Below are 22,690 nucleotides of genomic sequence, written 5' to 3' on the forward strand. Positions count from 1 at the left end.
CCACAGTTTACCCAGCCATTCAAGCGTGCCCGCGGCCAAGCGGGATAGCATCCGAGAGTGATCCGACGACTCTCCGACCTCTGGGATGCCAGCCCGCTGGGCTTCTGGCTGGTGATGGCCGCGTGCCTGTACTTCGTGGTGATGGCTGTTCGGCTCACGGTGATAGACGTGCGGAGCCACCTGTTGCCCAACCGCATTGTGTTTCCGTCGTACGCAGTGGCAGGGGTGTTGTTGCTGGCGGCATCGTTCCTGGCTTTCTTCGCCGATGCCGGTCCGGACCGCCACCTTTCTGCGGACCTTTTCGCTGTGCCCGGACTCCGGGTCCTCGCGGGCGGCGCTGTGCTGTGGCTCTTCTATTTCGTGTTGAGGCTCATCCACCCGCCCGGCATGGGCTTCGGTGACGTCAAGTTGGCGGGTGTGCTGGGCCTCTACTTGGGATACCTGGGGTGGAGCCATGTGTTCGCAGGGACGTTCGCCGCTTTCATTCTGGGCGGTCTGTGGAGCCTGGCTATCCTGGTGTCACACCGCGGTACGCTGCGATCGGCCATTCCTTTTGGGCCGTTCATGCTGGCAGGTGCTGCGGCCGCCATGATCGTCCTGCCCGCGTAGCGTTTCACGGGAAGGACCAACTGCGGCCAAATTGCAACGCTCTCCGTATTCTCGGTGTTCACCGGCGTGCGGCATGCTTAGCCCAGTGGGTGTTCAGACGCGTGCGGGGCGCCAGGAGAGGGTGCACAATGCAGCGGAACAGGTTGAGGCTCGCGGTGGCTGTGTCCATTGCCTGCACCGTCCTGCTCAGCGGATGTGCCCAACCAGGCAGCACCTCCTCCGCTCCGACGCCGTCGGCCATCACGTCGCAGGCCTTGCAGCGGCCGGTGCGGTCCTGCGAAACTCCGCTGGGGTGTTCCGAATTCGCGTCCGTGCGCGGAAGCGACGCCACAGGAGAGCTAGCGTGGCTCGGCACGCATCCGCTGCGTGTAACGTCGGCGCGTTTCGATGGAGTGTGGACCTTGCATGTCGCCACGCCCTGCAACCATCTGCAGGTGCAGGTTTCGGTCCAGGATGATGTCCTGACACCGGGGTTGGTGTCCGTTACGGACAGGGGCTGCGAGGATCCAACGGGCAGCTACCAGGCCTGGACAGAGAAGCTCTTTGAGCAGCCTGTTCAGTGGAAGCTCGACGGCGATACGCTCACCTTGCGCAATGCACACGCCACCATTGACCTGAAGGAAAGCTGACACCATGGGTGCACCGGAATTTGTGCTCAAACTGCGGGAGAAGATCGGCAACGACCCCCTCTGGCTACCGGCCGTCCGCGGGGTGGTCTTCGATAACGATGGCCGTGTGCTGCTGTGCCAGCGGGCAGACAACGGTCACTGGACACTGATCACGGGAATGTTGGAGCCGGGGGAGCACCCTGCTCCGGGCCTTGTACGGGAAATCTTCGAAGAAACAGCGGTGGTGGCTGAGACTGAACGGATCCTCGGCGTTGGGGTTGTAGGTCCGGTGACCTTCCCCAACGGGGACGTCTGCGACTTCCTGGATATTACATTCCGGTGCAAGTACATTTCCGGGGAAGCCCGGGTAAACGACGACGAATCCATCGACGTCGGCTGGTTTGAACTGGACGACCTCCCGGATATGAGCTCCGGCAACCTCGAGGCCATCAGGCTCGCCACGGAGCCCGAGGGCCCCGTGGCGTACCAAACGGAGGACTGACGCTACTTGCGTCCTGCTTCGGCCGTGGGTCGGTCCTTGTCGAGGTCATCCGACGCAGCAACGTCGGCTTCGAGCTGACCAACCAAGCGCTCAGCCGCCAGCTTCTCAGCCTCCTCGCCGCCCACAGCCTCACCGCGTGCCACCATTCCGGCCGTGTCGGAGAGAGGGATCTGCTTGAGCGTGATGGCCAGGATCAGTGCGATGGCAATGAAGGGTACCAAGTACCAGAACACGGGTGCGAGCGAGTTGGCGTAAGCGTTGACGATCGCGTCCCGCAATTGGTCAGGGAGCTGTGCCAGTGCCTGGGGATCCAACGTGCTGGTGGACTGCGAAGCTTGTTCGGCAGAAGCGCCGGCGCCGGTGAATGCCTCGGTCAACGATTCGGACAAGCGGTTGGTGAAGATCGCACCGAAGACGGCGACACCCAGCGATGCACCTACTTCACGGAAGTAGTTGTTGGTGCTGGTGGCCGTGCCGATCTGGTCAGCCGGAACAGAGTTCTGCACCACCAGGACGATGACCTGCATGATCAGGCCCAGGCCTGCGCCGAAGATCAGGAGCTGGACACAGATCACCCAGATTGGCGTGGATGCTGCCAGAGTGGTCAGCCACAACATCGCCGCGATGGTCAGGGCCGCACCGAGGATGGGGTACATCTTGTACTTGCCGGTTTTGGAAATCCGGATACCGGAGTAGATGGACGTACCCATCAGGCCAACCATCATGGGGAGCATCAGCAGGCCCGACTCTGCCGCCGAGGTGCCCGAGGACATTTGCAGGAACGTCGGGACAAAGGCGATGGCAGCGAACATGCCAAGGCCCAAGGTGAAGCCGATGGCCGTTGCGTTGATGAAGATGGGGTTCTTGAACAGGCTCAGGGGAATGATGGGATCGTCGGCCCGGCGTTCAACCATCACAAAGGCGAAGGCAGCCAGGACCATGCCCGCGCCAAACGCCCAGGTAAGCGGCGAGTCCCAGCCCTCGTCCTTCTTGCCACCGAAGTCGGTGAAGAAGATGAGGCACGTGGTGGCTGCGGAGAGGAAGACGACACCCAGGATGTCGATCTTCTTTTCGGCCTTCTTGTTGGGCAGGGTCAAGGTGAACCAGGCGGTGATGAACGCCGCGATACCAATGGGTATGTTGATGTAGAAAGCCCATTCCCACGTGAGGTGGTCCACGAAGAATCCGCCCAGCAGCGGTCCGGCCACAGCGGAGAGACCGAAGATGGCGCCCAAAGGGCCCATGTACTTGCCGCGTTCCTTGGCAGGAACGATGTCAGCGATGATGGCCTGCGACAGGATCATGAGGCCGCCACCGCCCAGGCCCTGGAGGGCGCGGAAGATGACGAAGCCCCAGAAATCGGTGGCGAAGGCGCAGCCCACGGACGCCAGTGTGAACAGGGCAATGGCAATGAGGAACAGGTTGCGGCGCCCCAGGATGTCACCAAACTTGCCGTAGATGGGCATCACGATGGTGGTGGCCAGAAGGTAGGCCGTGGTGATCCAGGCTTGGTGCTCCACCCCGCCGAGCTTGCCCACAATGGTGGGCATGGCGGTGGAGACGATGGTCTGGTCGAGGCTGGACAGGAGCATGCCTGCGATCAGAGCCGAGAAGATGATCCAGATGCGTTTCTGGGTCAGCAACAGCGGTTCTGCTGCCTTCGGGAGTGTACTCATGCGGGGTCCTTCGAGGTATCAAGGGGGTTGGGGCCCAGTTGCTGGTTCGTGGCCAGCGGCTGGGCAAAGAGTTTCCGCGCGGCGTTGAGGTTCTGTTCGAGGATGCCGCGGTACGGGCGGGTGTTCTCCTCCGAGAAGAACTGCTGGGCTGTCTTCTTGGAGACCGCCCCGAACAACGCCGTCGCTGTCATGACTTCGGGATGCTCAGGATCCAGCCCTTCGCGGGCGGCCACCAGGGCAGCGAATTGCCGTTCACGGGCCTCCCCTTCCAGGGTCAGGCGCGCCAGAAGTTGTGGTTCGGCCGTGATGGCAGCGATGAACTGTTGGACCTCGCTACGGCTGATGGACGAACGCTCCATCAGAGTCACGGTGAGCACATGCAGAGCTGCCAGAAGAGTTCCGGAGATGCTGTCCGGCGTGCGCGAAGGGTTCTGGTTGAACGCTTCCAAGGCGTCTGCGGGCAACTCATCCGAGAAAGAGCCGATCACGGCATCTTCTTTGGAATGGAAGTAGTTGAAGAAGGTTCGGCGCGAAATTCCCGCCCCTTCGCAGACTTCCTCAACAGTGAAACCGCTGAGGCCATGCTCCGCGGTCAGGGAACGCGCGACGGCGGTGATCGCCGTCCGCGTGGCAGCCCGCTTACGCTCGCGGAGGCCGCCGTCGATATTTGCACTATTGCTCACAAAGTAAAGTTTTGCACTCCAAGCCAGAAAGTGCAAAAAAGCAGGCGTTCTTGGACAGCAGTTGACCCTGAAGGTGGGTGCTCAGGGCGCGCCGTACAAAAACTCCGGAGTACGACGACGGCCGGCACCTTTCGTGCGAAAGGTACCGGCCGCCGTCGTGCTGTTGGGTTTTAGACCAGGAGTCAGGCCTTGTGGGCCGGCGCCGTCATGGTGGTGACGTCCAGGGCCTTGTCGAGCTCGGCCTCAGTGACCTTGCCTTCGCCCTCGCCAACGAAGCCGAGCTTTTCGGTCGCCTGGCGGATGGTCAGGCCCTCCTTGACGGCAATTTTGGCGATCTTGGCAGCGTTTTCGTACCCGATGAACTTATTCAGCGGGGTGACGATGGACGGGGAAGCCTCGGCCAGGAAGCGTGCACGCTCCACGTTGGCGGTGATGCCGTCGATCATCTTGTCAGCCATGACGCGGCTGGTGTTGGCCAGCAGGCGGATGGACTCCAGGAGGTTGGCGGCCATGACAGGGATGCCGACGTTGAGCTCGAAGGCGCCGTTGGTGCCGGACCAGGCGATGGCGGTGTCGTTGCCGATGACCTGGGCGCAGACCATGATGGACGCTTCGCAGATCACCGGGTTGACCTTGCCGGGCATGATGGAGGAGCCCGGCTGAAGGTCCGGAATGGCGATTTCGCCGAGACCCGTGTTGGGGCCCGAGCCCATCCAGCGAAGGTCGTTGTTGATCTTCATGAAGGAGATCGCGATGTTGCGGAGCTGGCTGGAGCCCTCGATGAGGCCGTCGCGGTTTGCCTGTGCTTCGAAGTGGTCGCGGGCCTCGGTCAGCGGCAGGCCGGTGTCGGCTGCGAGCAGTTCAATCACGCGCTCCGGGAAGCCGGCAGGGGTGTTGATGCCGGTGCCCACTGCGGTGCCGCCCAGGGGAACTTCGGCAACACGGGGGAGTGCAGCGTTGATGCGCTCGATGCCGTAGCGGACCTGAGCGGCGTAGCCACCGAACTCCTGGCCGAGCATGACGGGCGTTGCATCCATGAGGTGGGTACGGCCCGACTTGACGACGTCCTTGAACTCCACGGCCTTGCGGTCGAGGGAAGCGGCCAAGTACTCGAGGGCCGGGATCAGGTCGTTGATCAAGGCAGACGTGGCGGCGACGTGGACCGACGTCGGGAAGACATCATTGGAGGACTGCGAAGCGTTCACGTGATCGTTCGGGTGGACAACTTTGTCACTCCCGGCGGCTGCGAGGGCGCGCGATGCGAGCTCGGCGATGACCTCGTTGGTGTTCATGTTGGAGGAGGTGCCTGAACCGGTCTGGAAGACGTCGATGGGGAAATCGCCGTCGTACTTGCCGGTGGCAACCTCATCGGCGGCGGCGGCGATGGCCTCGGCGAGCTCACCATCGAGCACCCCCAGTTCGGCGTTCGCCAATGCAGCTGCCTTCTTGACGCGGGCCAGGGCTTCGATGTGTGTGCGCTCAAGCGTCTTGCCGGAGATCGGGAAGTTCTCCACAGCACGCTGCGTCTGGGCGCGGTACAGGGCGTTCACGGGGACGCGAACTTCGCCCATCGTGTCATGTTCAATACGGAACTCAGTGGTGGAAGTCATGGGGCTAGCTTAGGGCGATTGGACGCCGCACAGAAAACCCGGAGGGGAGTGCTACGTGCTCCGGCGCCAGGGCCGGAGCACGTGCTCCTAGAGCTTGCCGATCCCGGAAACGAGGGCCGCGCGGCCTTCATCGAGCTTGTAGGACAGGCCAATGACAGCCACCCGACCGTCGTCGATGGCGTCGGAAATCACACGCGAGCTGTCGGCCAGGCGGGCGGCGGTCTGCTTGACGTGCTCCACCACCATGTCGTTGACGTCTTCCTGGCTGTTGCGCTTGGCCGTCAGGACCGACGGCGTGATGCGTTCCACGAGGTCACGGATGAAGCCTGGAGGCATCTCACCGGTTTCCACGGCGGCCTTGGTGGCCTTCACTGCGCCACAGCTGTCATGGCCAAGAATCACAATCAACGGAACCCGGAGTTCGCTGATGCTGTACTCGAGGGAGCCAAGCACGGCGTCGTCAATGACCTGGCCGGCGGTGCGGACCACGAAGGCGTCACCGAGGCCCAGGTCAAAGATGATCTCGGCGGCGAGCCGTGAATCCGAGCAGCCGAAAATGACAGCAAAAGGATTCTGGTTCTCAATGAGTGAGGATCTACGCGAAGCATCCTGGTTGGGGTGCAGGGATTCGCCGGAAACAAAACGTTCGTTGCCCTCGCGGAGACGGCGCCACGCCAGGGCTGGAGTCAGGTAAGTAGGCACGAGCCTTACTTTACGACGCTGACAGGGCAGTCCGTGAAACTGTTGCGCGGGTTAAGCGGACGGTTGCGTCGATGCAGGGGCTGACGGGGGCGCGCTTGCCGACGGCGCCTGCTCTGCGGACTTCACGACGGCGGCAGCGAGCGTTGCGAACTCATCCAGGCTCGCGGTGCCGCTCAAGATGATGGTGGTACCCCGGTACTCCAGGACCATGCTGCGCTTCTCCTTGCCGGAGTCCCGCAGTTCCCAATCCTGGCCACCGGCGTTGCGCGTGCCGGTGACGGGCAGGTTTTCCGTCTGCTGCAAGATCCAGGTGGGGTTGGCCTGGGTGGTCTGGGTGAGGCCGATGAAGGCCTCCTTGGGGGTCAGGAAACCAATCTCCCACGTCGGGACGCCGCTTCCCGTGCCTGATTCCCACCGGGCGTAGTTGGGTTTGAATGTGTCGCCCGTATCCGGGGTCACCGGTGTGAATCCCGCCACACCTGCGGCGTTGCGGGCAATGGCTGCCACGTCAACATCGGGCCGGAAGCCCTCGCCCTTCGGAGCCGGGTTCATCAAAACGATGGGGAGGAAAGCCAGCACGCAGACAAGCAGGGCAATGACCATCCCAATGACCGACGCGTTGGCCCGCTTGGCAGCTTTCGCCGCAATGACGGGTTTGTAGGGGGCATCCGGGATGGCTTGGGCATCGTTATGGCTGGCCGCTGCAGCGTCCGATTGGTTCTCGGCTGCGGGCTTGTCCTGCGTTTCACTCACCTGTCCATGATCCCTTATCCCGGCAGGGAACACACATCCGGGAACCTCACCACCGGCATCGGGGGCTGTGGTCATCCAACGACTCCTGGACCACGTGGCGACTATGATCGTTGATAGAGGAACCCCGGGTTGCCCCGCGCAACCATGTCCGGTCCCGTGAATCGTCACTCGAAGAAGAGGTTCAAGTGTCTCCTGCACCAATGACCCAGCAGTATTCCACGATTTCGCCGTCGCTCGCCGTCGGCCTCGACGAACCCGACCGCAACCTTGCGCTTGAACTCGTCCGAGTCACCGAGGCCGCGGCAATTGCCGGTGGCCACTGGGTGGGATTCGGTGACAAGAATAAGGCAGACGGCGCCGCCGTCGATGCCATGCGTTCGTTCCTTCACACTGTCCACTTCAACGGCGTTGTGGTCATCGGTGAAGGCGAAAAAGATGAAGCGCCCATGCTGTTCAACGGCGAGCAGGTTGGTGACGGCACCGGCCCCGAGTGCGACGTCGCCGTCGACCCCATCGACGGAACCCGTCTGACCGCCCTCGGCATCAATAACGCCCTCGCAGTACTGGCAGTTGCTGAGCGCGGATCCATGTTCGACCCCTCCGCCGTGTTCTACATGGAGAAGCTCGTTACCGGCCCAGAAGCCGCCGACATGGTGGACCTTCGCCTGCCCGTCAAGCAGAACCTGCACCTCATCGCCAAGGCCAAGGGCGTCAAGGTCAACCAGCTCAACGTCATGATCCTGGACCGCGACCGCCACCGCCCCCTTGTGGAAGAAATCCGCGAAGCCGGTGCACGCACCAAGTTCATCATGGACGGCGACGTCGCCGGCGCCATCGCCGCAGCCCGCTCCGGCACCGGTGTTGACGCCCTCATGGGTATCGGCGGAACCCCGGAAGGCATCGTCGCAGCCTGTGCCATCAAGTCGCTTGGTGGCGTCATCCAGGGCCGCTTGTGGCCGACGTCGGATGAAGAGAAGCAGAAAGCCATCGACGCCGGACACGACCTCGACCGCGTCCTGTCCACCAACGACCTCGTTACTTCGGACAACTGCTACTTCGCAGCCACCGGCATCACCGACGGCGACCTCCTCCACGGTGTGCGCTACCAGAAGGACCGCGTGATGACGCAGTCCATCGTGATGCGCTCCAAGTCCGGGACGGTCCGCTTTGTTGAGGCCGAGCACCACGCATCCAAGTGGGAGACGTACGCGCGCAAGCCGTAACCTCCGCTTCTAACAGAAGGACGGCGAGCATCGCTCGGCGGCTATCTCCTCGTACCTCGTCGATTTGATGCCGCTTTCGCGATACTCGCCGTCCTTCTCTGTGTCCGGTGGCGGTACGGGTGGGTCGCGGGAAAAGGCCTAGCGGAGTTTGTCGCGGAGCTTTCTGGCCAGTTGGTAGGCACCGTAGCGGACTTTGTTGACCGGGAGGTCCCAGGTGCCGGGGTAGGAGACTTCGCGGCCGCCGAAGGATTTCTTGAACGCAGTGAACCCGGCCCACTTGTGGTCCGGCTGGTCCTCGGGCGCCACGCCCCAGAGATCCACGTGCTTCAAGCCCTTTTCCTTGGCGTCAGCCATGAGCGTCACCAGGAGGGGGATGCCCGCGCTGAGCTTGCGGTGGGTGTCGTCCAAGGCCGCGTGGGCGTAGACGCGGGTGTCAGCGGAGTCGTAAGCGAAGGCAGCAGCGATGGGTTCGCCCTCCAGCTCCGCAATGAACAGTGTTCCAGCGCCGTGGGGCAGCAGGGAAGCGGCTACTTGGGTGAGGTACTCGTCGCTTTGTGGCTTGAAGCCGTTCCGGGCAGCTGTCAGGTGGAGGAAGTGCAGGAGAATCCTGATGTCTGCAGGATCCTGGGAAGCGCGGAAGGTCACGCCCTTTTTGTGGATGTTCCGGTACAGGTTCCGGTTGGTCGGCTTCATGCCGGCCAGCACGTCCTTGAAGTCGCCGTCGAGGTCCACGATCCAGCTCAGCTCGGGCTGCTGGTTGACCGGAGCGGGACGCAAGCCGCGCGCGCGGAGGAGGGGGCCGGCGTCGGACGCTGTAAAACCGGCTGCTGCAGGTTCCATCCGGACGAAGACCGCATGCTCCTTTTTGGCCAGGGTTACCAAGGCCTCCGTGGCGGCGTCGAACGCTTCAACGGACTCTGCCACAGGACCGTAGGGGGCATAGATGACTTTGCCGGCGGGATTCTTCTCCTCAATGGCGAGGAAGCTCCAGCCCGGGCCGGACTGTTCGTGGACTCGGCGGCCCAGTGAACGCTGCACAGCAGCCCACGCGGGAGTTTGCAGGAAAAACTCCATGGATCAGTTCCCCAACCCTGTGGTGACGGCAAAGGCGATGCTGGTTTCCGTGGCTCCCTGGACAGGGTGGACGTTCACGGGTGCCTCAAGGTCCGGAATAAACGCGGCCGCGCCGCGCTCGAGGCGGAGGTCGCTCTTGGGCGAGTCAAGCAGCACCGAACCGGAAACCACCACGACGACGGCAGGTCCGGTTTGCGCCAAGGGAACCGGCTCGGCACCCGGGCCAAGTTCAATGCGCTGCAACTGGAATTCCTTGAAGGGCGGCCGGTACAGCTCCTGCCCGAATTCGGTGCCACTGACCTGGACGCGCGGCACTCCGAGGGCTTCAAACCGGACCGTCTTCAGCAATTCCGGAACGTCCACATGCTTGGGGGTGAGCCCGCCCCGAAGCACGTTGTCGGAGGAAGCCATGACTTCAACGCCCAGCCCATGAAGATACGCGTGAATGTTTCCCGCAGGCAGGTAAACCACCTCGCCGGGCTCCAGGGTGAGGTGGTTGAGGAGAAGTGAGATGAGGACGCCGGGATCGCCGGGGAAGGCCTCGTTGATATCCAGCATTGCCGTCAGGGCTTCCCGGTGCGGCTCCAGCGGAGCTCCGGCGGACAGGACCGCCACTACCTCGTTGATGGCGTCGGAGATATCTCCGCCACCCTCGATAAGGCGGCTGAAAGCTGCCTTGAGCGCAGTGGCTTCGTCGGCCTGGGCGAGATCGGAGATGACGTCCTGGATGACTGCCGGTACGTCCACCGCCGCTGCATCGAGGACCTGCGCCAGGTGCTCAAAGATGCTCCGCGAATCAGCGGGGGAACGGAAACCACACAAGGCCCTGAACGGAGTGAGGGGAAAAACCATCTCAGGCTTGTGGTTGTTGTCGCGGTAGTTGCGATCCGCTGCGTCCGCGGGGATCCCGGCGGCGTTCTCCCGGGCAAAGCCTTCCCGGGCCTGTTCCAGGCTGGGGTGCACCTGCAGGGACAACGGCTGTTCCGCTGCCAGCAACTTGGTGAGGAACGGCAGCCGCGGTCCGAATTCGGCCAGGCTCTCCGCACCCAGGAAACGCTGGGGATCGGACTCGATCAAGGCGTTCAGGGGTTGGGTCACGCCGTTGGGGTGAAGGGCAGTGGAGGGGGAGTCCGGGTGGGCGCCGATCCACAGTTCGGCTTCGGGGCCACCTGATGCCGGCCGCCCCAGCAAGTCTGCGATCGCCGTCGTCGAACCCCACGCGTAGGGTCGCAAAACATTCTCAATCTGGTACACGAAAGAAGGTCCTTATCGTTGCGCTGGACGTGGGGTGGAGGGGATCTGCACGCCTACAGCGGTGCGCACTGTCCGTTGGTGGCTACGAGATCCCGGATGCCTTGCTCATCGCCCTGGGCCTTAAGGCCGTTGAGCAGTTCGATGGTGATGGGGGTGCCATCCGGAGTGGTGGTCACCGGGGTGAAATCGGCCGACGGCGAGGGAAGCTGGCTTGTGGGGAGGCGCCCTGCAACCGGCCCGGCAGCCACGATGGTGCCGGCAGCAGCGCCGTTGGGCGATACGACGGCATCATCGGCTTTGGGGGCGTTGGACGACGCCAGGACTTCCTGGACCTTGGAGTGGATGAGGTCGAAGTCGGGCACGGTGGAGAAGGACGCGTCGAAGTCCGGTGGGCCGATGGTGAGCCGCTTGACGGGCTGGTTCTTGGACTTCAGGGCGAGGTCCACGAAGCTGCCCAGCTGGTTGGAAGAAATATTGGAGTCAACAACCTTGGTGCCGGCGTTGGCGATGTCCTCGAACTTGGTGAGGAGGGTGGCCGGATCCAACTGCTTGAGCATGGCCTGCTGTACGCATTGCTGGCGGGCAATGCGGGCGTAGTCATCCACGAATTCGCGGGAGCGGCCGTACCAGAGGGCATGGAAACCATCCAGGTGCTGGTCACCGGCCGGGATCCAGCCGTCCGGCATGCCATGGATCCCATTGGCCTCATCAGTGACGGGACCACTGATGGGAACCCAGCCGCCGGCCTTGATGCGGATGCCGCCCATGGCGTCGATGAGTTTGGCAAAGCCATCCATGTCCACCAGGACGTAGGCCTGGACAGTGATTCCGAGCGTGCCGGAGACCGCCTCCAAGGTGGCCTGGGCGCCGGGATCGGCAACTCCGGGGTAGAGGTTCTGGTAGTTGTTGGTGACCTCGGTATTGACGGCATTGATGAGGCATTCGTCACCGCAGTTGTAGCCCTCAGGGTAGATCTCACGCATGGGTGAGCCCTCGCTGAACTGGGCGTTTTGAAGGTTGCGGGGGACGGAGATGATGGCGCTCTCGCCGGTCTTGGCGTCGACACTGATGACGGAGAGGCTGTCCGGGCGGCGGCCCGTCCTGTCATCCCCGGCGTCGCCACCCATCATGAGGAAGTTGTAACGCCCGTCCACGGGATCGATGGCCGGGCCGGCGTTGAAAATACTGCCGATGGCGTTCCGGCTGACGTTCAGGACGTAGGCGATGTAACCCAGCGAGCCGCTGGCAAGCACTGTAGAGACTGCCAGGACCACGGCAATGATGGGTCGCATCCCCGGAGCCAGCAGGGCAGGCCTGATGATCCGCAGGGTGTTGAGGAACAGATAGGCCCATCCCAGAGCCAAAGCAACAAGGACCACGATGATGAAGAGTGAACCGATCGGATGGGTAAAAATACTGAGCAACACGGTGCGGTTCACCAACGCGATGAACAGGGTAACCAGCGCCAGTGCCCACACGGTGAGCGTGACGCGCAACGCCATCCGGCCAAGTTTTCGGTCTCCGGCAACAATCTGGGCGCTGCCGGGGATAAAGAGCGTGAGGAGCACCAGCACGAAGGCGCGTTTGGTCCGCACCGGGGCGCTGGCCCCGGACGGATAGCGGACGGGATCAGTCAGGGCGGAACCGGGCTGATTCGAAGTCTTGTGCATGGTAGTCAACCGCTGCCTTCCTAGCGGGAGCCCCGGTCTGAAGCGTTGGCAGGGGAGAAGACTTCCTCTACTTTGCGGCGCAGGTTTTCGCCCTTCTTGCTGGCGACGTCATTGAGCTCCTGGGCAAAATCGAGCAGATCTGCGCGGAGCTTCGCTGCGAGTTCGTCCGTTCCCGAGGCCAGCATCCGGACAGCCAGGAGACCGGCATTGCGGGCCCCGGCAATGGACACCGTGGCCACCGGGACACCGGCAGGCATCTGGACGATGGACAGCAGGGAGTCCATGCCATCCAGGGTCTTCAGGGGCACGGGGACGCCGATCACAGGAAGCGGTGTCACCGAGGCCAGCATGCCGGGAAGATGGGCGGCCCCGCCCGCACCGGCGATGATGACCCGCAGTCCACGCTCGTGGGCAGTCTGGCCGTAACGGATCATTTCGGTGGGCATGCGGTGCGCAGAAACGACGTCCGCCTCAAAGGGGATACCGAATTCTGCCAGGGCGTCCGCTGCAGCTTCCATGACGGGCCAGTCCGAATCCGAACCCATCACGAGCCCTACCAGCGGGGCTGTTGCTTCTGACGTCATGCGGTCTCCTCAAGGGTGGTCTGCTCGGGCTTGCGGCCGTCGCGGATGATGTTGGCCACGACCGTGGCGCGCTGGCGGACAGAGTCGACGTCGGAGACCGAACTGCCTACGAGGTTCACGTGGCCGATCTTGCGGCCGGGACGAACGGACTTGCCATAGGAGTGGACCTTGGCTGCGGGCTCGTAGGCCAAGGCAAGGGGGAAGGCCTTGAACAGGTCCTGGTTCTCGCCGCCGAGGAAATTCTTCATGACCACCACGGGCGCCAGCGCGTCGGTTGCGCCGAGCGGTAGGTCCAGCACAGCCCGAAGGTGCTGTTCGAACTGGCTGGTAATGGAGCCGTCCTGGGTCCAGTGCCCCGTATTGTGCGGACGCATGGCAAGTTCGTTGATGAGGAAGCCTGCACCGACACCCGGGGTCTCAAAGAGTTCTGCAGCCATGACGCCGGTGACGCCAAGCTCGTTGGCGATCCGCAACGCAGCTTCCTCGGCGGCAGCGGCCACCTCAACGGGGATGTTCTGGGCCGGTGCGATGACTTCGTCGCAGACACCGTCCACCTGAATGGTGTGGACCACGGGCCAGGCCCGCGATTCGCCGCCGGGGGTGCGGGCGACCAGTGCCGAGAGTTCGCGGCTGAAGTCCACCTTTGCCTCTGCAAGCAAGGGGCTCATGGCCTGGAACCAATCGGCGGTCTCCGCGGCGTCCTCTGCTGAGTGGACAATCCTGACGCCTTTGCCGTCGTAACCGCCGCGTGGTGTCTTCAGGACAACGGGCCAGCCGATGCGGTCGCCAAAAGCCACCAGCTCTTCAACGCTGTTGACCGCGGACCACTCTGGATTGGGAAGACCGAGGCGGTCGATCGCAGCCCGCATCACCAGCTTGTCCTGGGCATTGACCAGTGCGTCGGGGCCGGGCTGGACGTTGACGCCGGCATCCAGAAGGGCCCGCAAGTGTTCAGTGGGGACATGTTCGTGGTCGAACGTCAGCACGTCCAGGCCCTTGGAGAACTCAAGGAGAGCGTTCAGGTCCTTGTAGTCGCCGATCGGGGCTGTGGCCACCGCGGCAACAGCCGAAACGTCCTCACCCTCAGCCAAAACACGGAGTTCGAAGCCCAAGGCGGTAGCGGGCGGAGCCATCATTCGTGCGAGCTGGCCGCCGCCAACAACGCCAATTACTGGAAAAGTCACAAGGTTCAGCCTACCGAACCGGTGGCGTGATCACTGATTCTGCCGCCCTCGCGGCTGCTTTTTCCACAGCTCCGGCGGCATGAGGGCGCCAGTATCGGCGTTCTCACAGTCACCTCAAAGGCAGTGCGGGGAAATCGGGGCTAAAATGGACTTGGCCCATCGGCCCACCTTTTCAACGGCCATGGAGGGTCATGATCACCACACTTGCAGATCGCATCCGCGGACTCGCCTCGCTTTTTTGGCGCGAAGTAGCGAAGTTCGGCGCCGTCGGCGGTGTTGCTTTTGTCATTGACTCGGCCGTTTTCATCTGGCTGTTCTCCGGACCGATGCACGGCAGCGAAGTGTGGGCCAAGGCCATAGCAACCATCGTTGCAAGTGTTTTCTCGTGGGTCGCAAACCGTTTTTGGACATTCCGCCACCGCAAGCAGGCGAATGTGGTCCGTGAGGCCGTGTTGTTCGCCATCATGAACCTGGTGGGGCTCCTGATCGCATCCGGTTGCGTTTGGTTCGCCAAGTACATCCTGGACCTGAACGACAAGCCCTCACTGTTCATCGCCGGCAGTGTGGTAGGCCTTGTCCTGGGCACCATCTTCCGCTTCTTTGCCTACCGTTTTTGGGTGTTCAACGAAGAACTGGATGCCGAGCCGGAGTTCTCGCATGACCACGAGATCATCGAACTCCACCACAAAGCCAAGAGCGAGGCCGGAGCTGCCAACCCCGGCACCGGCGAGTTGCCGTCCGTTAAGAACGGCTGACCCGCTCGTTCTCCAGCAGGTGCTCGGTCACCTCGAGGTCAGGGTGTACCAGCACTACCGAGCCGTCGCCGCGCCAGGCGCCCAGTGATGATGCCAGGCATTTCTCCAGGCCGTCTGTTGCGCGTACCAGCAGGCGGACGCCGGGTTCGTGGCCAGCGGCAAATTCCTTCATGAGGGCTTCGTGGGTGAGTTCCGAGGCACCCCGCACTGCGGGCAAATCCGGGGCGGGCTCGTTGTGGGCCATAAAGACGTCGCCATGGGAGCGGACTTCCGCCGCGTAATCCACGACGCCGGATGGCAGCTCACCGGGCCAACGCATCGCAAGTGCTGCGAGCGGTACGGCCACCACTGCGTCGAAACCGGACCCGTCGCCGTCGTCGGGACTGTCGGTGACCAGGAGATCCGCGGAGGTGCGGTCAAAGACCACCTCCATGCCAAGCTGCCAAGCCGCCAACGCCCAGACGAAGGACTTCCAGTGCGCGGGAAGGTCCAGTCGGATGGTCATGCCGGGTTCCGCGTCCAGCTCGTCCTGCAGGAGGTTGCTGGTCTTGGCCACCCAGTTGTCCAGGACGCGGCCCGAAAGCTCCACCCGCTCGGAGCCAGGCCCGTACCACGTAAGCCGTGGTGAGGTTGAATGGCCGGATCGCAGGGCGGTCATCAGGTTCGCTGCCGGGATGCTCATGCGTCAATCTTGCCACGGTGGCCCCGCGCCGTCCCGGGGATTATCACCGGGATTGTGAATTGCGACACAGGACATTTTCTCCAGTCGGTGGGCGCCTCGCGTCGCTAGGCTTAATTTTCCGCGGAAATTCAATGAAAGTTCACGTAAATCGATCCGGGCCTCCCGTTTTCCGCAGAGACACGCAGTGGCACGGGCAAAATCTTGGGCGTGGCGCATCCCACGTTTCTGCGGATTCTTGATTATTATCCCGGCGCAGCTTGACTGACGGGTAGTTACACGCGTGTAATTAGTAATCAAACGCCGCTGCACAGATATCCGGAACGTCGCCGGGAATCGGAAATACATCCAAGCAGCAGCTGCAAAATCAGGAGGGACGCCATGGGGCAAGCGTTGCGTATCCAGGAAGATGCAGTCGTCGCAGAACATGCGTCGGTGAAATACCGTTCGCGGGAAGTACCGGGTGATTGGTACGTCGACCCAGCGGATCCGGAAGCGGCAGACCGCTACAACCAGAATGTGCAGGACTCTTTGGAGGATCAGGCAACTGCCCTCCTGGCTGCACATGAGGCGCTGATCGGCGATTTGCCTGCAGGGCCGGAAGAAGACTTGGACGACCCTCCCATGGAGGTGCGTCGTCCGCTGGAAACTCCGGGGCAGCCCGTATGGATCGGCCTGCCGGGCCAAGGAGACTTCGATGACGAAGGTGAACTTGGCTGGCAGACTGATGCACTGTGTGCTCAAACCGATCCGGAAGCTTTCTTCCCGGAAAAGGGTGGTTCCACCAGGGACGCCAAGAAAGTCTGCGGGGCGTGCAACGTCCGTTCGCAGTGCTTGGAATATGCCCTCGCCAATGATGAGCGGTTCGGTATTTGGGGCGGACTCTCCGAACGGGAGCGTCGTCGGCTAAGGAAGCGAGCGGTCTAATTCTCAAGGAAGTTTACGTTACCGCCGTTGTGGTCTCCCACAACGGCGGCAACTATCTCCCCAGGACACTGGCGGCATTGTCGGACCAAACGCGTCCGGCAGATGCCGCCATTGGCGTTGATACAGGTTCCACGGACAATTCGCTGGACATGCTTCGCGAAGCTTTCGGCCAAGGCAATGTCACAACCTTCCAGCAGGCGAAATCCGGTTTTGGCGCAGCAGTTCAGGCAGGCCTCCACGAGCTGGCGCATGACCAGGATGCCACCGGCGATGACCGTGGAAACCGCGCCGGCTCTGTTGACTGGATCTGGCTCCTTCACGACGACGCCGCTCCGGCACCCGACGCCTTGGCGGAACTTCTGCACGCCGTGGAACGGGCCCCATCGGTGACAGTGGCCGGTTGCAAGCAGCTCGGTTGGGACAATGAGCGGCACCTGGTGGACGTAGGACTCTCCACGAGCCGCTGGGCCGAACGCCTGACCCTGATCGATGCGGACGAAGTAGACCAGGGGCAATACGATGCCCGCACGGACACCTTCGCCGTGAATTCTGCCGGGATGCTGATCCGCCGCGACGTCTGGGAGTTGCTGCAGGGCTTTGATCCTGCGCTGCCTGGCAGCGGCGACGACGTGGACTTCTGCTGGCGGAACTGGCTGGCCGGCAATCGCGTGGTGGTGGTTGCCAGCGCCAGGATGTTCCACGTGGAGCACCGTCCCCATGGGTTGGGCACCTCCTCAGCCGCGCGCAAAGCCCAAATTCATCTGCGGCTCAAGCACGCTCCCTGGTGGAAGGTTCCGTTCCAGGCCGCGGGAGCCCTGTTCGGTGCCATCGTTCGACTTATGCTGAGCATTCTGGTCAAGGAACCGGGATACGGCTTCTCGCAGTTCACGGCAACCGTTGCCGCCTTGGTTCGGCCGGTCGCCATTGCGCGGGGCCGCCGGGTTGCCGCAAGCACACGCCGGGTGCACCGTTCGGTGGTCCGCGGCCTGCAAACATCAACCCGTGAAGTCCGATCCAACAGGCGGTCTTTGCTGGAGGCGATCCGCCCCAGTGACGACCCGTCCGCAGTTTCGGACCTTCTGGCTCCCGAACCCAGCGGAGATGCCGCTGACGACTTCGCATCCTTGGCAACGAACGAACGCGGTTGGGTGGGAACAGGCGCCGTCGCGGCGGCCCTGCTGGCCCTTGCCGCAGCGCTTGTTGGACTGCTTGGGCTGCTCCGCTCCGGCGTCGTGGCCGGTGGCGGCCTCATCCCGCTCTCTGCAACGCCTGGAGACATCTGGGCCAATGCCTCCACATGGTGGATCTCCCTCGGCGCAGGATTGCCGGGGCATGGGGATCCCTTTGGCTACGTGCTGTGGCTGCTGTCCCTCGTTGGCGGGGGAGACGGCAACTCGGCCATGGCTTGGCTGCTCATCCTGGCCATGCCGCTGTCCGCTGTCGGCGCATGGTTCGCAGCGGGCGCTTTGACCACCAAGCGTCGTTTCAGGACTGTTGCCGCCCTGGCATGGTCTGCCGCCCCCGCCCTGCTGGTCGCGATCAATGAAGGCCGCGCAGGCGCCTTGGTTGCCCATGTGATGATGCCGCTGTTGCTGCTCGGGCTGCTTCGCGCCTCCGGATCTGCGATCGGCCACGTGAATTCACACCCCGTCTCTTCACTGAGCAGACGGCCTGCTCCGATCCTCGGAAAGCCGGGCATCAACGGAACACCGTCCTGGACCGCTGCCGCGGCCGGCGGGCTGGTCATGGCCGTTGTGACTGCCTCGGCACCGTCGCTTTTGGGGCCGATCGTGGTTGCGGTGATCCTTGCGGCCGTCATCCTCGGGCAGCGCGGAAAGACGCTGTGGTGGTCACTCCTGCCCACAGTTGCTTTGTTCGTGCCTTACGGAATTTCCGTGTTGGACAGACCCCGTGCCCTGCTGGCTGATCCCGGAGTGCCGTTGACCTTCGAAGCCGCGCCGTTTTGGCAGCAATTGCTCGGACAGCCGTTGGCATTCGACCTCGACGGCGGCCTGACCGGGCTGTCGTTCTTCGGTCCGGGCGCCGTGCCCTGGGCTTTGCTGCTGGCGCTGTTGGTCAGTGCGCCTGTCCTGGTTCTGGCAGTGACGGCGCTGTTCCTGCCCGGCAAGCGGACGGCCGTGGCGAGGGTGTTCTGGGTGGCCGCCCTGGCCACCTTGGCGAGTGGCTGGCTGGTGGGGCATGTAGCCACCGGCGTCAACAACAACGTCATCGTTGGACCTTTCACCGGCCCGGCGGTGTCAGCGGCCGGCATGTTGCTGCTCGGTGCTGCGGTCATTGGCGCAGACAAGCTCTTCTCCGCGCCCCGCCGGACGACCGATTCCAGTGGCCCCAGGCTGCCCATGCGGCGCGTGGCTTCCGGGCTGGTCCTGACGCTCCTCGTGGCCGGGCCCCTCGCGGGGATGGCCGCATGGGCAGGTCAAAACGTCCTTCAGCGTTCGCCCGCGCCCGGGTTGTCGACATCAGCGAACGCGGCCGAACCGGCGTCGTCCCTGGGGGCTGAACGCCAGGTATGGCCGGTGGACTCCAGCACTTTGCCGGCCACCGCCGTCGATCGCGGACAGGGGCCGGAACGTACCCGCACGCTGGTCATTACCAGCGGTGAGCAGGGCGCGTTTACGTCCTCGTTGATGCGCGGCGCCGGCACCACCCTGGACAGCCTGTCCACCATCGCGTCGGCCCGCACCATCATCGGTGCACCGGGCCGCGAAGATATTGTGGACGACGACGCCGCCACTGCCTCGCTTCGGCGGGCAGTGGCCACCATTGTGGCCAGTAGTGGAGTGGACCCGCGCGCGGACCTGGAACAGTTGGGGGCCGGATTTGTGGTCCTGAAGGCTGCGGATAACGCAGCCCAGTTGACGGCGAGCAGGATCGACGCCGTCCCGGGCCTGGTTGCCGTTGGGCAGACCGACGCCGGATGGCTGTGGCGCGTCTCGCCCCGGAACCAGCCTGCCGCTACAGCTGCTGAAACCGCGCACCGCGTCAGGATCATTGATGCCGATGGCAAGACCATGGCCAATCTGCCCGCAGAGGAAGTGTCCGTGGACGCTGCCGTCCCTGCCGGTGGCGAGGGCCGCAAGCTTGTTCTTGCCGAACGATCCGATCCCGGCTGGACGGCCTCGATGGATGGAAAGCAGCTCAAGACTGCCACGTCCGGATGGTCACAGGCCTTTGAGCTCCCGGCCAACGGCGGGGAGTTGGAAGTCCGTTATACCAACCCCTGGGCTTTGTGGTTCGGCATAATGCAGGCCGTGGTGATCGGGCTGACGCTCCTGTTGGCAATACCGATGCCCGCACGGCGCACCCGAACCGGCATGTCGAGGGATGAAGTCTCCCTCCGTAAGGAGTACAGCAGTGTCTGAGGACCAGAAGCAGCCTGTCGACGAAAAACCGTCGCGCAGTTCCAGCAAGGGCTCGCGAAGTTCCAACCGGGGCGTCGTCACGGGTGTCCTCTCCGCAGTGGCCATCCTGGCCGCCGGTGGTGGAGCTGTTGCGGCGACGTCGATGATGCCCGAACCATCGGGCGGGACCACCATGGACATCCGGCAAGCCGATGTTCCCGCAGGCCGCGCGTTGGGTGTGTGCCCGGAACCCGCGAGGCTGGTCAATGGAACGGTGGTGGGAACTGATGCAGACTTCAGCCCTGTCTCCACTACCGCCGTCAGCGCCCTCAACGCAGTGGTGCTGAGTAATCCGGCCGGTACGGTCCCTGGAAGCAAGGTGACGTCGCTGGAAGGTGACGCAGTTGCTGAGATCGCCAAAGCGCCGGCCAGTACTCCCACGCCAACGGCCGGACCTCCAGTGTTGTCTGCCGGTGTGGCCTCGATTTCCCCGGTGACGGCTCCGGCCGTAGTGGGAGCGGATCCCTTGGGGAATGAGCAGGCCTCCCTTGCTGCCAATCTCAGCTACGCCGCCACTGATGGAGATCTTCGCGGCCTGGCGTCAGCCCAATGCCAATCGCCGGGAAACGACGCCTGGCTGCTGGGGGCCAACACGGCAGTGGGCCGTACGGCAGTCCTTAACCTGAGCAACGCTTCGGAGACTCCGGCCACGGTGAACCTGGACCTGTTTGGGGAGAAGGGCCAGATCCAGGCGCCGGGGGCACGCGGACTCCTGGTAGCTCCCGGAACCACCCGCTCGGTGAACCTCGCAGGCTTGGCCCCCAGCGAAAGCGAACTCGCCGTCCACGTTCGCAGCACGGGCGGCCCGGTAGCTGCGACCGTTCAGCAAAGTGTTTTGCGCGGCCTCGCTCCCGGCGGCGTCGAGTACCTTTCGCCGGGCTCAGGGGCATCGAGCCTGCAGGTCATGTCCGGCGTCGATATCCAGGATCCGGCGGCCACAAAGGCGCTCGCCACCAAGCCCGGCTTCGCCGACGCAGCACCCGCCCTGCAGATCGCCGTTCCCGGCTCCACCGATGCCGTAGTGCAGGTCAGCCTGTACGGGGCCAACGGCGAACGCAAGATTCCAAGCGGCGGAGTGGTGACGGTCAAAGGCGGAACCGTAGCCACCATGAACCTGGAAGGCATCCCTGCCGGCACCTACACCGTCAGGGCAAGCTCAGACGTTGCCTTCGTGGCCTCGGCCCGGGTTACGCGGGGAGCCAAGGCGGAGGAAGCCACTGACTTCGCGTGGTCTCCCTCGTCGGCCCGTCTCGGCAGCCAGCACCTCGTAGCTATTCCACGCAACGGGCAGCGGTACCTTAGTTTCGGTGTCCCCGAGGGGCGGGGCACGGTAACCTATGCCCCGGTCACCGCAGACGGCGCGGTGGGAAAATCCATAGACGTTGACCTGTCCGGCGGCACCACCTCGTTGATCGAACTTCCCTCAAAGTCGGGCGATTCGGTGGTGGCGGGGTATGTAGTTTCTGCCTCCGGTGACCCCATCTATGGCGCACTGGTCCTTGGCACGCAGGGCCGGCCGGACATCTCGGTAGCAGCCATCCAGGACGCAGCCGCGGGACTCGAAAAGGTCCCAGTGTCCGTAGGTTACTAGCGGGGCGTTACTGATACCGGCGGCGGTATACGGGATCCAGCGTCTCCGGGGGCACGCCCAGCATTTCAGCGGTGTACTCCACCACGACGTCGTGCACCAGGTCCTGCAGTTCCTCGCGGGTGGTGCAGCCTTGTTCAACTACCCTGCGGTACACCGTGATCATGGGGGCTTCGCCGCGACCACCGGGCGTATATGAGCCCAGGGGAGCGGGGCTACCCATGGCAACAAGCTGTTCGAGGTTGGGCGGGATCTCGTCCACGGCAAAAAGGACGCCGTCAAGCTGCTTGCCCCACATGTCCTGAAGCCGCTCTGCGGAGTCCAGCACCATGTCATCGAAGCGCTCTGCGCGGGTACGGAAGCCGGGAAGGCTGGGGAGCATCAGCTCCCCGCGCAGTCCCCGCCCATGCCGGTTGCGTCGACGCCGCCGGAAACCGCGCACACCCGAACCGGCGTGTTGCTTTGCCTGATCGCCATCGGCGTCAGTCCACCGGATGGTGAATCCGGGAACATGTGGCTGTGACTGCATATATCGACTTTAGTCCCGAGGAACCGCCAGCGCGACATCATTGCCTGCAGCGCGCCGGAGTTGCTGATGAGCCACCGGTTCCAGGGAGCCACGGGCAGACAATGCGCAACTCTGTTGCAAGTTGGCGCTAATCTGGGATGTTGTGGGTGCTATTCGTCAATGTTCAAGATCAGCCTGCCGCCAGTCGGCGGTGGCCACTTTGACGTACGTGTACGCCGAGTCGACCGCCGTCCTTGGTCCTTTGGCCACGTATGCCGAACCGCACGCCTATGATCTTTGCTCACAGCACGCAGAGAGCCTGACGGTGCCGCGTGGCTGGGAAGTCCTGCGCCTGGCGATGCCTGCCACGCCGCCTGAGCCTGGGCCCGACGACCTCCTGGCCCTGGCCAACGCCGTCCGCGAGGCGGCGTCAGCGGCTCCTGAAACTCCTGCCCGGCACAGCCACGGGCAGATGGAGCCGCCGGCAGCGGCCGAAGGAACCCGACGAGGCCACCTGCGCATCCTCCGCGAGCCGTCCTGACCCGGTTCGCTCTGGGGTCCTGTGTCTGCTTCGGACGCAATTCGTCGCCCTGCTCCAAACAGGCTGATCCTGCGCGGTAGTCTGGAATCTGCAGATAACATCCGCCACCTGCGCCATGACGGCGCCACCCAGGGAGCA

21 protein-coding genes are annotated in these 22,690 nt (G+C 63.6%); 9 read left to right on the plus strand and 12 right to left on the minus strand.

Annotated elements, in window-relative coordinates:
- The first annotated feature begins 57 nt into the window (after positions 1-57).
- The 3 genes from AYX22_RS07070 to AYX22_RS07080 all read left to right on the plus strand — a co-directional run bounded on the left by AYX22_RS07070 (position 58) and on the right by AYX22_RS07080 (position 1,719).
- Complete coding sequence (locus AYX22_RS07070) at positions 58-609, plus strand: A24 family peptidase (RefSeq protein WP_207596803.1); 552 nt, start codon at positions 58-60, stop codon at positions 607-609.
- 128 nt (positions 610-737) lie between these two features.
- Positions 738-1,238, plus strand: a complete 501-nt coding sequence (locus tag AYX22_RS07075; protein WP_207596804.1) for an META domain-containing protein — start codon at positions 738-740, stop codon at positions 1,236-1,238.
- 4 nt (positions 1,239-1,242) lie between these two features.
- Positions 1,243-1,719 carry an NUDIX domain-containing protein gene (locus AYX22_RS07080; RefSeq protein WP_207596805.1) on the plus strand — a complete coding sequence of 159 codons (477 nt, stop codon included), beginning with the start codon at positions 1,243-1,245 and terminating at the stop codon, positions 1,717-1,719.
- 2 nt (positions 1,720-1,721) lie between these two features.
- Here the strand turns inward: AYX22_RS07080 and AYX22_RS07085 are convergent, their stop codons facing one another.
- The 5 genes from AYX22_RS07085 to AYX22_RS07105 all read right to left on the minus strand — a co-directional run bounded on the left by AYX22_RS07085 (position 1,722) and on the right by AYX22_RS07105 (position 7,218).
- The gene (locus tag AYX22_RS07085) at positions 1,722-3,395 is read right to left on the minus strand and encodes an MDR family MFS transporter (protein ID WP_207596806.1); all 1,674 of its coding nucleotides are present in this window, start codon (positions 3,393-3,395) and stop codon (positions 1,722-1,724) included.
- Positions 3,392-4,078: a TetR/AcrR family transcriptional regulator gene (locus AYX22_RS07090; protein WP_207596807.1), complete on the minus strand. Its 687-nt coding sequence runs from the start codon at positions 4,076-4,078 to the stop codon at positions 3,392-3,394. Before AYX22_RS07090 ends, AYX22_RS07085 begins: the two co-directional genes overlap by 4 nt.
- A gap of 182 nt (positions 4,079-4,260) precedes the next feature.
- On the minus strand, positions 4,261-5,688 hold the full coding sequence (locus tag AYX22_RS07095) for a class II fumarate hydratase (RefSeq protein ID WP_089594175.1): 1,428 nt from the start codon (positions 5,686-5,688) through the stop codon (positions 4,261-4,263).
- A gap of 87 nt (positions 5,689-5,775) precedes the next feature.
- On the minus strand, positions 5,776-6,390 hold the full coding sequence (locus AYX22_RS07100; protein WP_011774029.1) for a carbonic anhydrase: 615 nt from the start codon (positions 6,388-6,390) through the stop codon (positions 5,776-5,778).
- Between the two features lie 51 nt (positions 6,391-6,441).
- Positions 6,442-7,218, minus strand: coding sequence for a DUF4245 domain-containing protein (locus AYX22_RS07105; protein ID WP_242703557.1), 777 nt, complete (start codon positions 7,216-7,218; stop codon positions 6,442-6,444).
- 125 nt (positions 7,219-7,343) lie between these two features.
- On the opposite strand from AYX22_RS07105, the gene glpX reads away from it, so the two are divergent.
- Positions 7,344-8,366: a class II fructose-bisphosphatase gene (gene glpX, locus AYX22_RS07110; RefSeq protein WP_017198677.1), complete on the plus strand. Its 1,023-nt coding sequence runs from the start codon at positions 7,344-7,346 to the stop codon at positions 8,364-8,366.
- 138 nt (positions 8,367-8,504) lie between these two features.
- Here the strand turns inward: glpX and AYX22_RS07115 are convergent, their stop codons facing one another.
- The 5 genes from AYX22_RS07115 to AYX22_RS07135 are packed head-to-tail and all read right to left on the minus strand — an operon-like array spanning position 8,505 to position 14,084.
- Complete coding sequence (locus AYX22_RS07115; RefSeq protein ID WP_207596809.1) at positions 8,505-9,440, minus strand: peptidoglycan bridge formation glycyltransferase FemA/FemB family protein; 936 nt, start codon at positions 9,438-9,440, stop codon at positions 8,505-8,507.
- A gap of 3 nt (positions 9,441-9,443) precedes the next feature.
- Positions 9,444-10,694, minus strand: a complete 1,251-nt coding sequence (gene manA / locus AYX22_RS07120) for a mannose-6-phosphate isomerase, class I (protein ID WP_207596810.1) — start codon at positions 10,692-10,694, stop codon at positions 9,444-9,446.
- Positions 10,695-10,747: 53 nt separating this feature from the next.
- Positions 10,748-12,364: an LCP family protein gene (locus AYX22_RS07125; protein ID WP_207597507.1), complete on the minus strand. Its 1,617-nt coding sequence runs from the start codon at positions 12,362-12,364 to the stop codon at positions 10,748-10,750.
- 20 nt (positions 12,365-12,384) lie between these two features.
- The gene (gene purE, locus AYX22_RS07130) at positions 12,385-12,948 is read right to left on the minus strand and encodes a 5-(carboxyamino)imidazole ribonucleotide mutase (protein ID WP_089594181.1); all 564 of its coding nucleotides are present in this window, start codon (positions 12,946-12,948) and stop codon (positions 12,385-12,387) included.
- Positions 12,945-14,084: a 5-(carboxyamino)imidazole ribonucleotide synthase gene (locus tag AYX22_RS07135; RefSeq protein WP_242703618.1), complete on the minus strand. Its 1,140-nt coding sequence runs from the start codon at positions 14,082-14,084 to the stop codon at positions 12,945-12,947. The genes purE and AYX22_RS07135 overlap by 4 nt, the downstream gene beginning before the upstream one ends.
- Positions 14,085-14,323: 239 nt before the next feature.
- On the opposite strand from AYX22_RS07135, the gene AYX22_RS07140 reads away from it, so the two are divergent.
- Positions 14,324-14,887, plus strand: coding sequence for a GtrA family protein (locus tag AYX22_RS07140; protein ID WP_207596812.1), 564 nt, complete (start codon positions 14,324-14,326; stop codon positions 14,885-14,887).
- Here AYX22_RS07140 and AYX22_RS07145 read toward each other — a convergent pair.
- Complete coding sequence (locus tag AYX22_RS07145; protein WP_207596813.1) at positions 14,874-15,569, minus strand: TIGR03089 family protein; 696 nt, start codon at positions 15,567-15,569, stop codon at positions 14,874-14,876. The two genes, AYX22_RS07140 and AYX22_RS07145, sit on opposite strands and share 14 nt — an antisense overlap.
- Before the next feature lie 378 nt (positions 15,570-15,947).
- On the opposite strand from AYX22_RS07145, the gene AYX22_RS07150 reads away from it, so the two are divergent.
- From AYX22_RS07150 to AYX22_RS07160, 3 genes are read left to right on the plus strand one after another with little or no spacing between them, the layout of a single operon-like run.
- Positions 15,948-16,493, plus strand: coding sequence for a WhiB family transcriptional regulator (locus tag AYX22_RS07150; RefSeq protein WP_081733423.1), 546 nt, complete (start codon positions 15,948-15,950; stop codon positions 16,491-16,493).
- Positions 16,494-16,522: 29 nt separating this feature from the next.
- The gene (locus AYX22_RS07155; protein ID WP_207596814.1) at positions 16,523-19,876 is read left to right on the plus strand and encodes a glycosyltransferase; all 3,354 of its coding nucleotides are present in this window, start codon (positions 16,523-16,525) and stop codon (positions 19,874-19,876) included.
- Positions 19,869-21,506, plus strand: a complete 1,638-nt coding sequence (locus tag AYX22_RS07160) for a DUF5719 family protein (RefSeq protein ID WP_207596815.1) — start codon at positions 19,869-19,871, stop codon at positions 21,504-21,506. Before AYX22_RS07155 ends, AYX22_RS07160 begins: the two co-directional genes overlap by 8 nt.
- A gap of 7 nt (positions 21,507-21,513) precedes the next feature.
- Here the strand turns inward: AYX22_RS07160 and AYX22_RS07165 are convergent, their stop codons facing one another.
- Positions 21,514-22,032, minus strand: coding sequence for a metallopeptidase family protein (locus AYX22_RS07165; protein WP_207596816.1), 519 nt, complete (start codon positions 22,030-22,032; stop codon positions 21,514-21,516).
- A 142-nt stretch (positions 22,033-22,174) separates the two neighbouring features.
- Here AYX22_RS07165 and AYX22_RS07170 point away from each other — a divergent pair, with 142 nt between their 5' ends.
- The gene (locus tag AYX22_RS07170) at positions 22,175-22,552 is read left to right on the plus strand and encodes a DUF3499 domain-containing protein (protein ID WP_207596817.1); all 378 of its coding nucleotides are present in this window, start codon (positions 22,175-22,177) and stop codon (positions 22,550-22,552) included.
- The last annotated feature ends 138 nt before the right edge of the window (positions 22,553-22,690 follow it).

The sequence above is a fragment of the Arthrobacter sp. D5-1 genome, assembly GCF_017357425.1.
GTDB lineage: Bacteria > Actinomycetota > Actinomycetes > Actinomycetales > Micrococcaceae > Arthrobacter.

Excerpts from the sequence above, each read along its gene's own strand:
- AYX22_RS07075 (WP_207596804.1), top strand. The coding sequence starts at position 738 with ATGCAGCGGAACAGGTTGAGGCTCGCGGTGGCTGTGTCCATTGCCTGC.
- AYX22_RS07080 (WP_207596805.1), top strand. The coding sequence starts at position 1,243 with ATGGGTGCACCGGAATTTGTGCTCAAACTGCGGGAGAAGATCGGCAAC.
- AYX22_RS07085 (WP_207596806.1), bottom strand. The coding sequence starts at position 3,395 with ATGAGTACACTCCCGAAGGCAGCAGAACCGCTGTTGCTGACCCAGAAA.
- AYX22_RS07095 (WP_089594175.1), bottom strand. The coding sequence starts at position 5,688 with ATGACTTCCACCACTGAGTTCCGTATTGAACATGACACGATGGGCGAA.
- AYX22_RS07105 (WP_242703557.1), bottom strand. The coding sequence starts at position 7,218 with ATGACCACAGCCCCCGATGCCGGTGGTGAGGTTCCCGGATGTGTGTTC.
- glpX (WP_017198677.1), top strand. The coding sequence starts at position 7,344 with ATGACCCAGCAGTATTCCACGATTTCGCCGTCGCTCGCCGTCGGCCTC.
- AYX22_RS07115 (WP_207596809.1), bottom strand. The coding sequence starts at position 9,440 with ATGGAGTTTTTCCTGCAAACTCCCGCGTGGGCTGCTGTGCAGCGTTCA.
- AYX22_RS07125 (WP_207597507.1), bottom strand. The coding sequence starts at position 12,364 with ATGCACAAGACTTCGAATCAGCCCGGTTCCGCCCTGACTGATCCCGTC.
- purE (WP_089594181.1), bottom strand. The coding sequence starts at position 12,948 with ATGACGTCAGAAGCAACAGCCCCGCTGGTAGGGCTCGTGATGGGTTCG.
- AYX22_RS07135 (WP_242703618.1), bottom strand. The coding sequence starts at position 14,084 with ATGATGGCTCCGCCCGCTACCGCCTTGGGCTTCGAACTCCGTGTTTTG.
- AYX22_RS07140 (WP_207596812.1), top strand. The coding sequence starts at position 14,324 with ATGATCACCACACTTGCAGATCGCATCCGCGGACTCGCCTCGCTTTTT.
- AYX22_RS07145 (WP_207596813.1), bottom strand. The coding sequence starts at position 15,569 with ATGAGCATCCCGGCAGCGAACCTGATGACCGCCCTGCGATCCGGCCAT.
- AYX22_RS07150 (WP_081733423.1), top strand. The coding sequence starts at position 15,948 with ATGGGGCAAGCGTTGCGTATCCAGGAAGATGCAGTCGTCGCAGAACAT.
- AYX22_RS07165 (WP_207596816.1), bottom strand. The coding sequence starts at position 22,032 with ATGCAGTCACAGCCACATGTTCCCGGATTCACCATCCGGTGGACTGAC.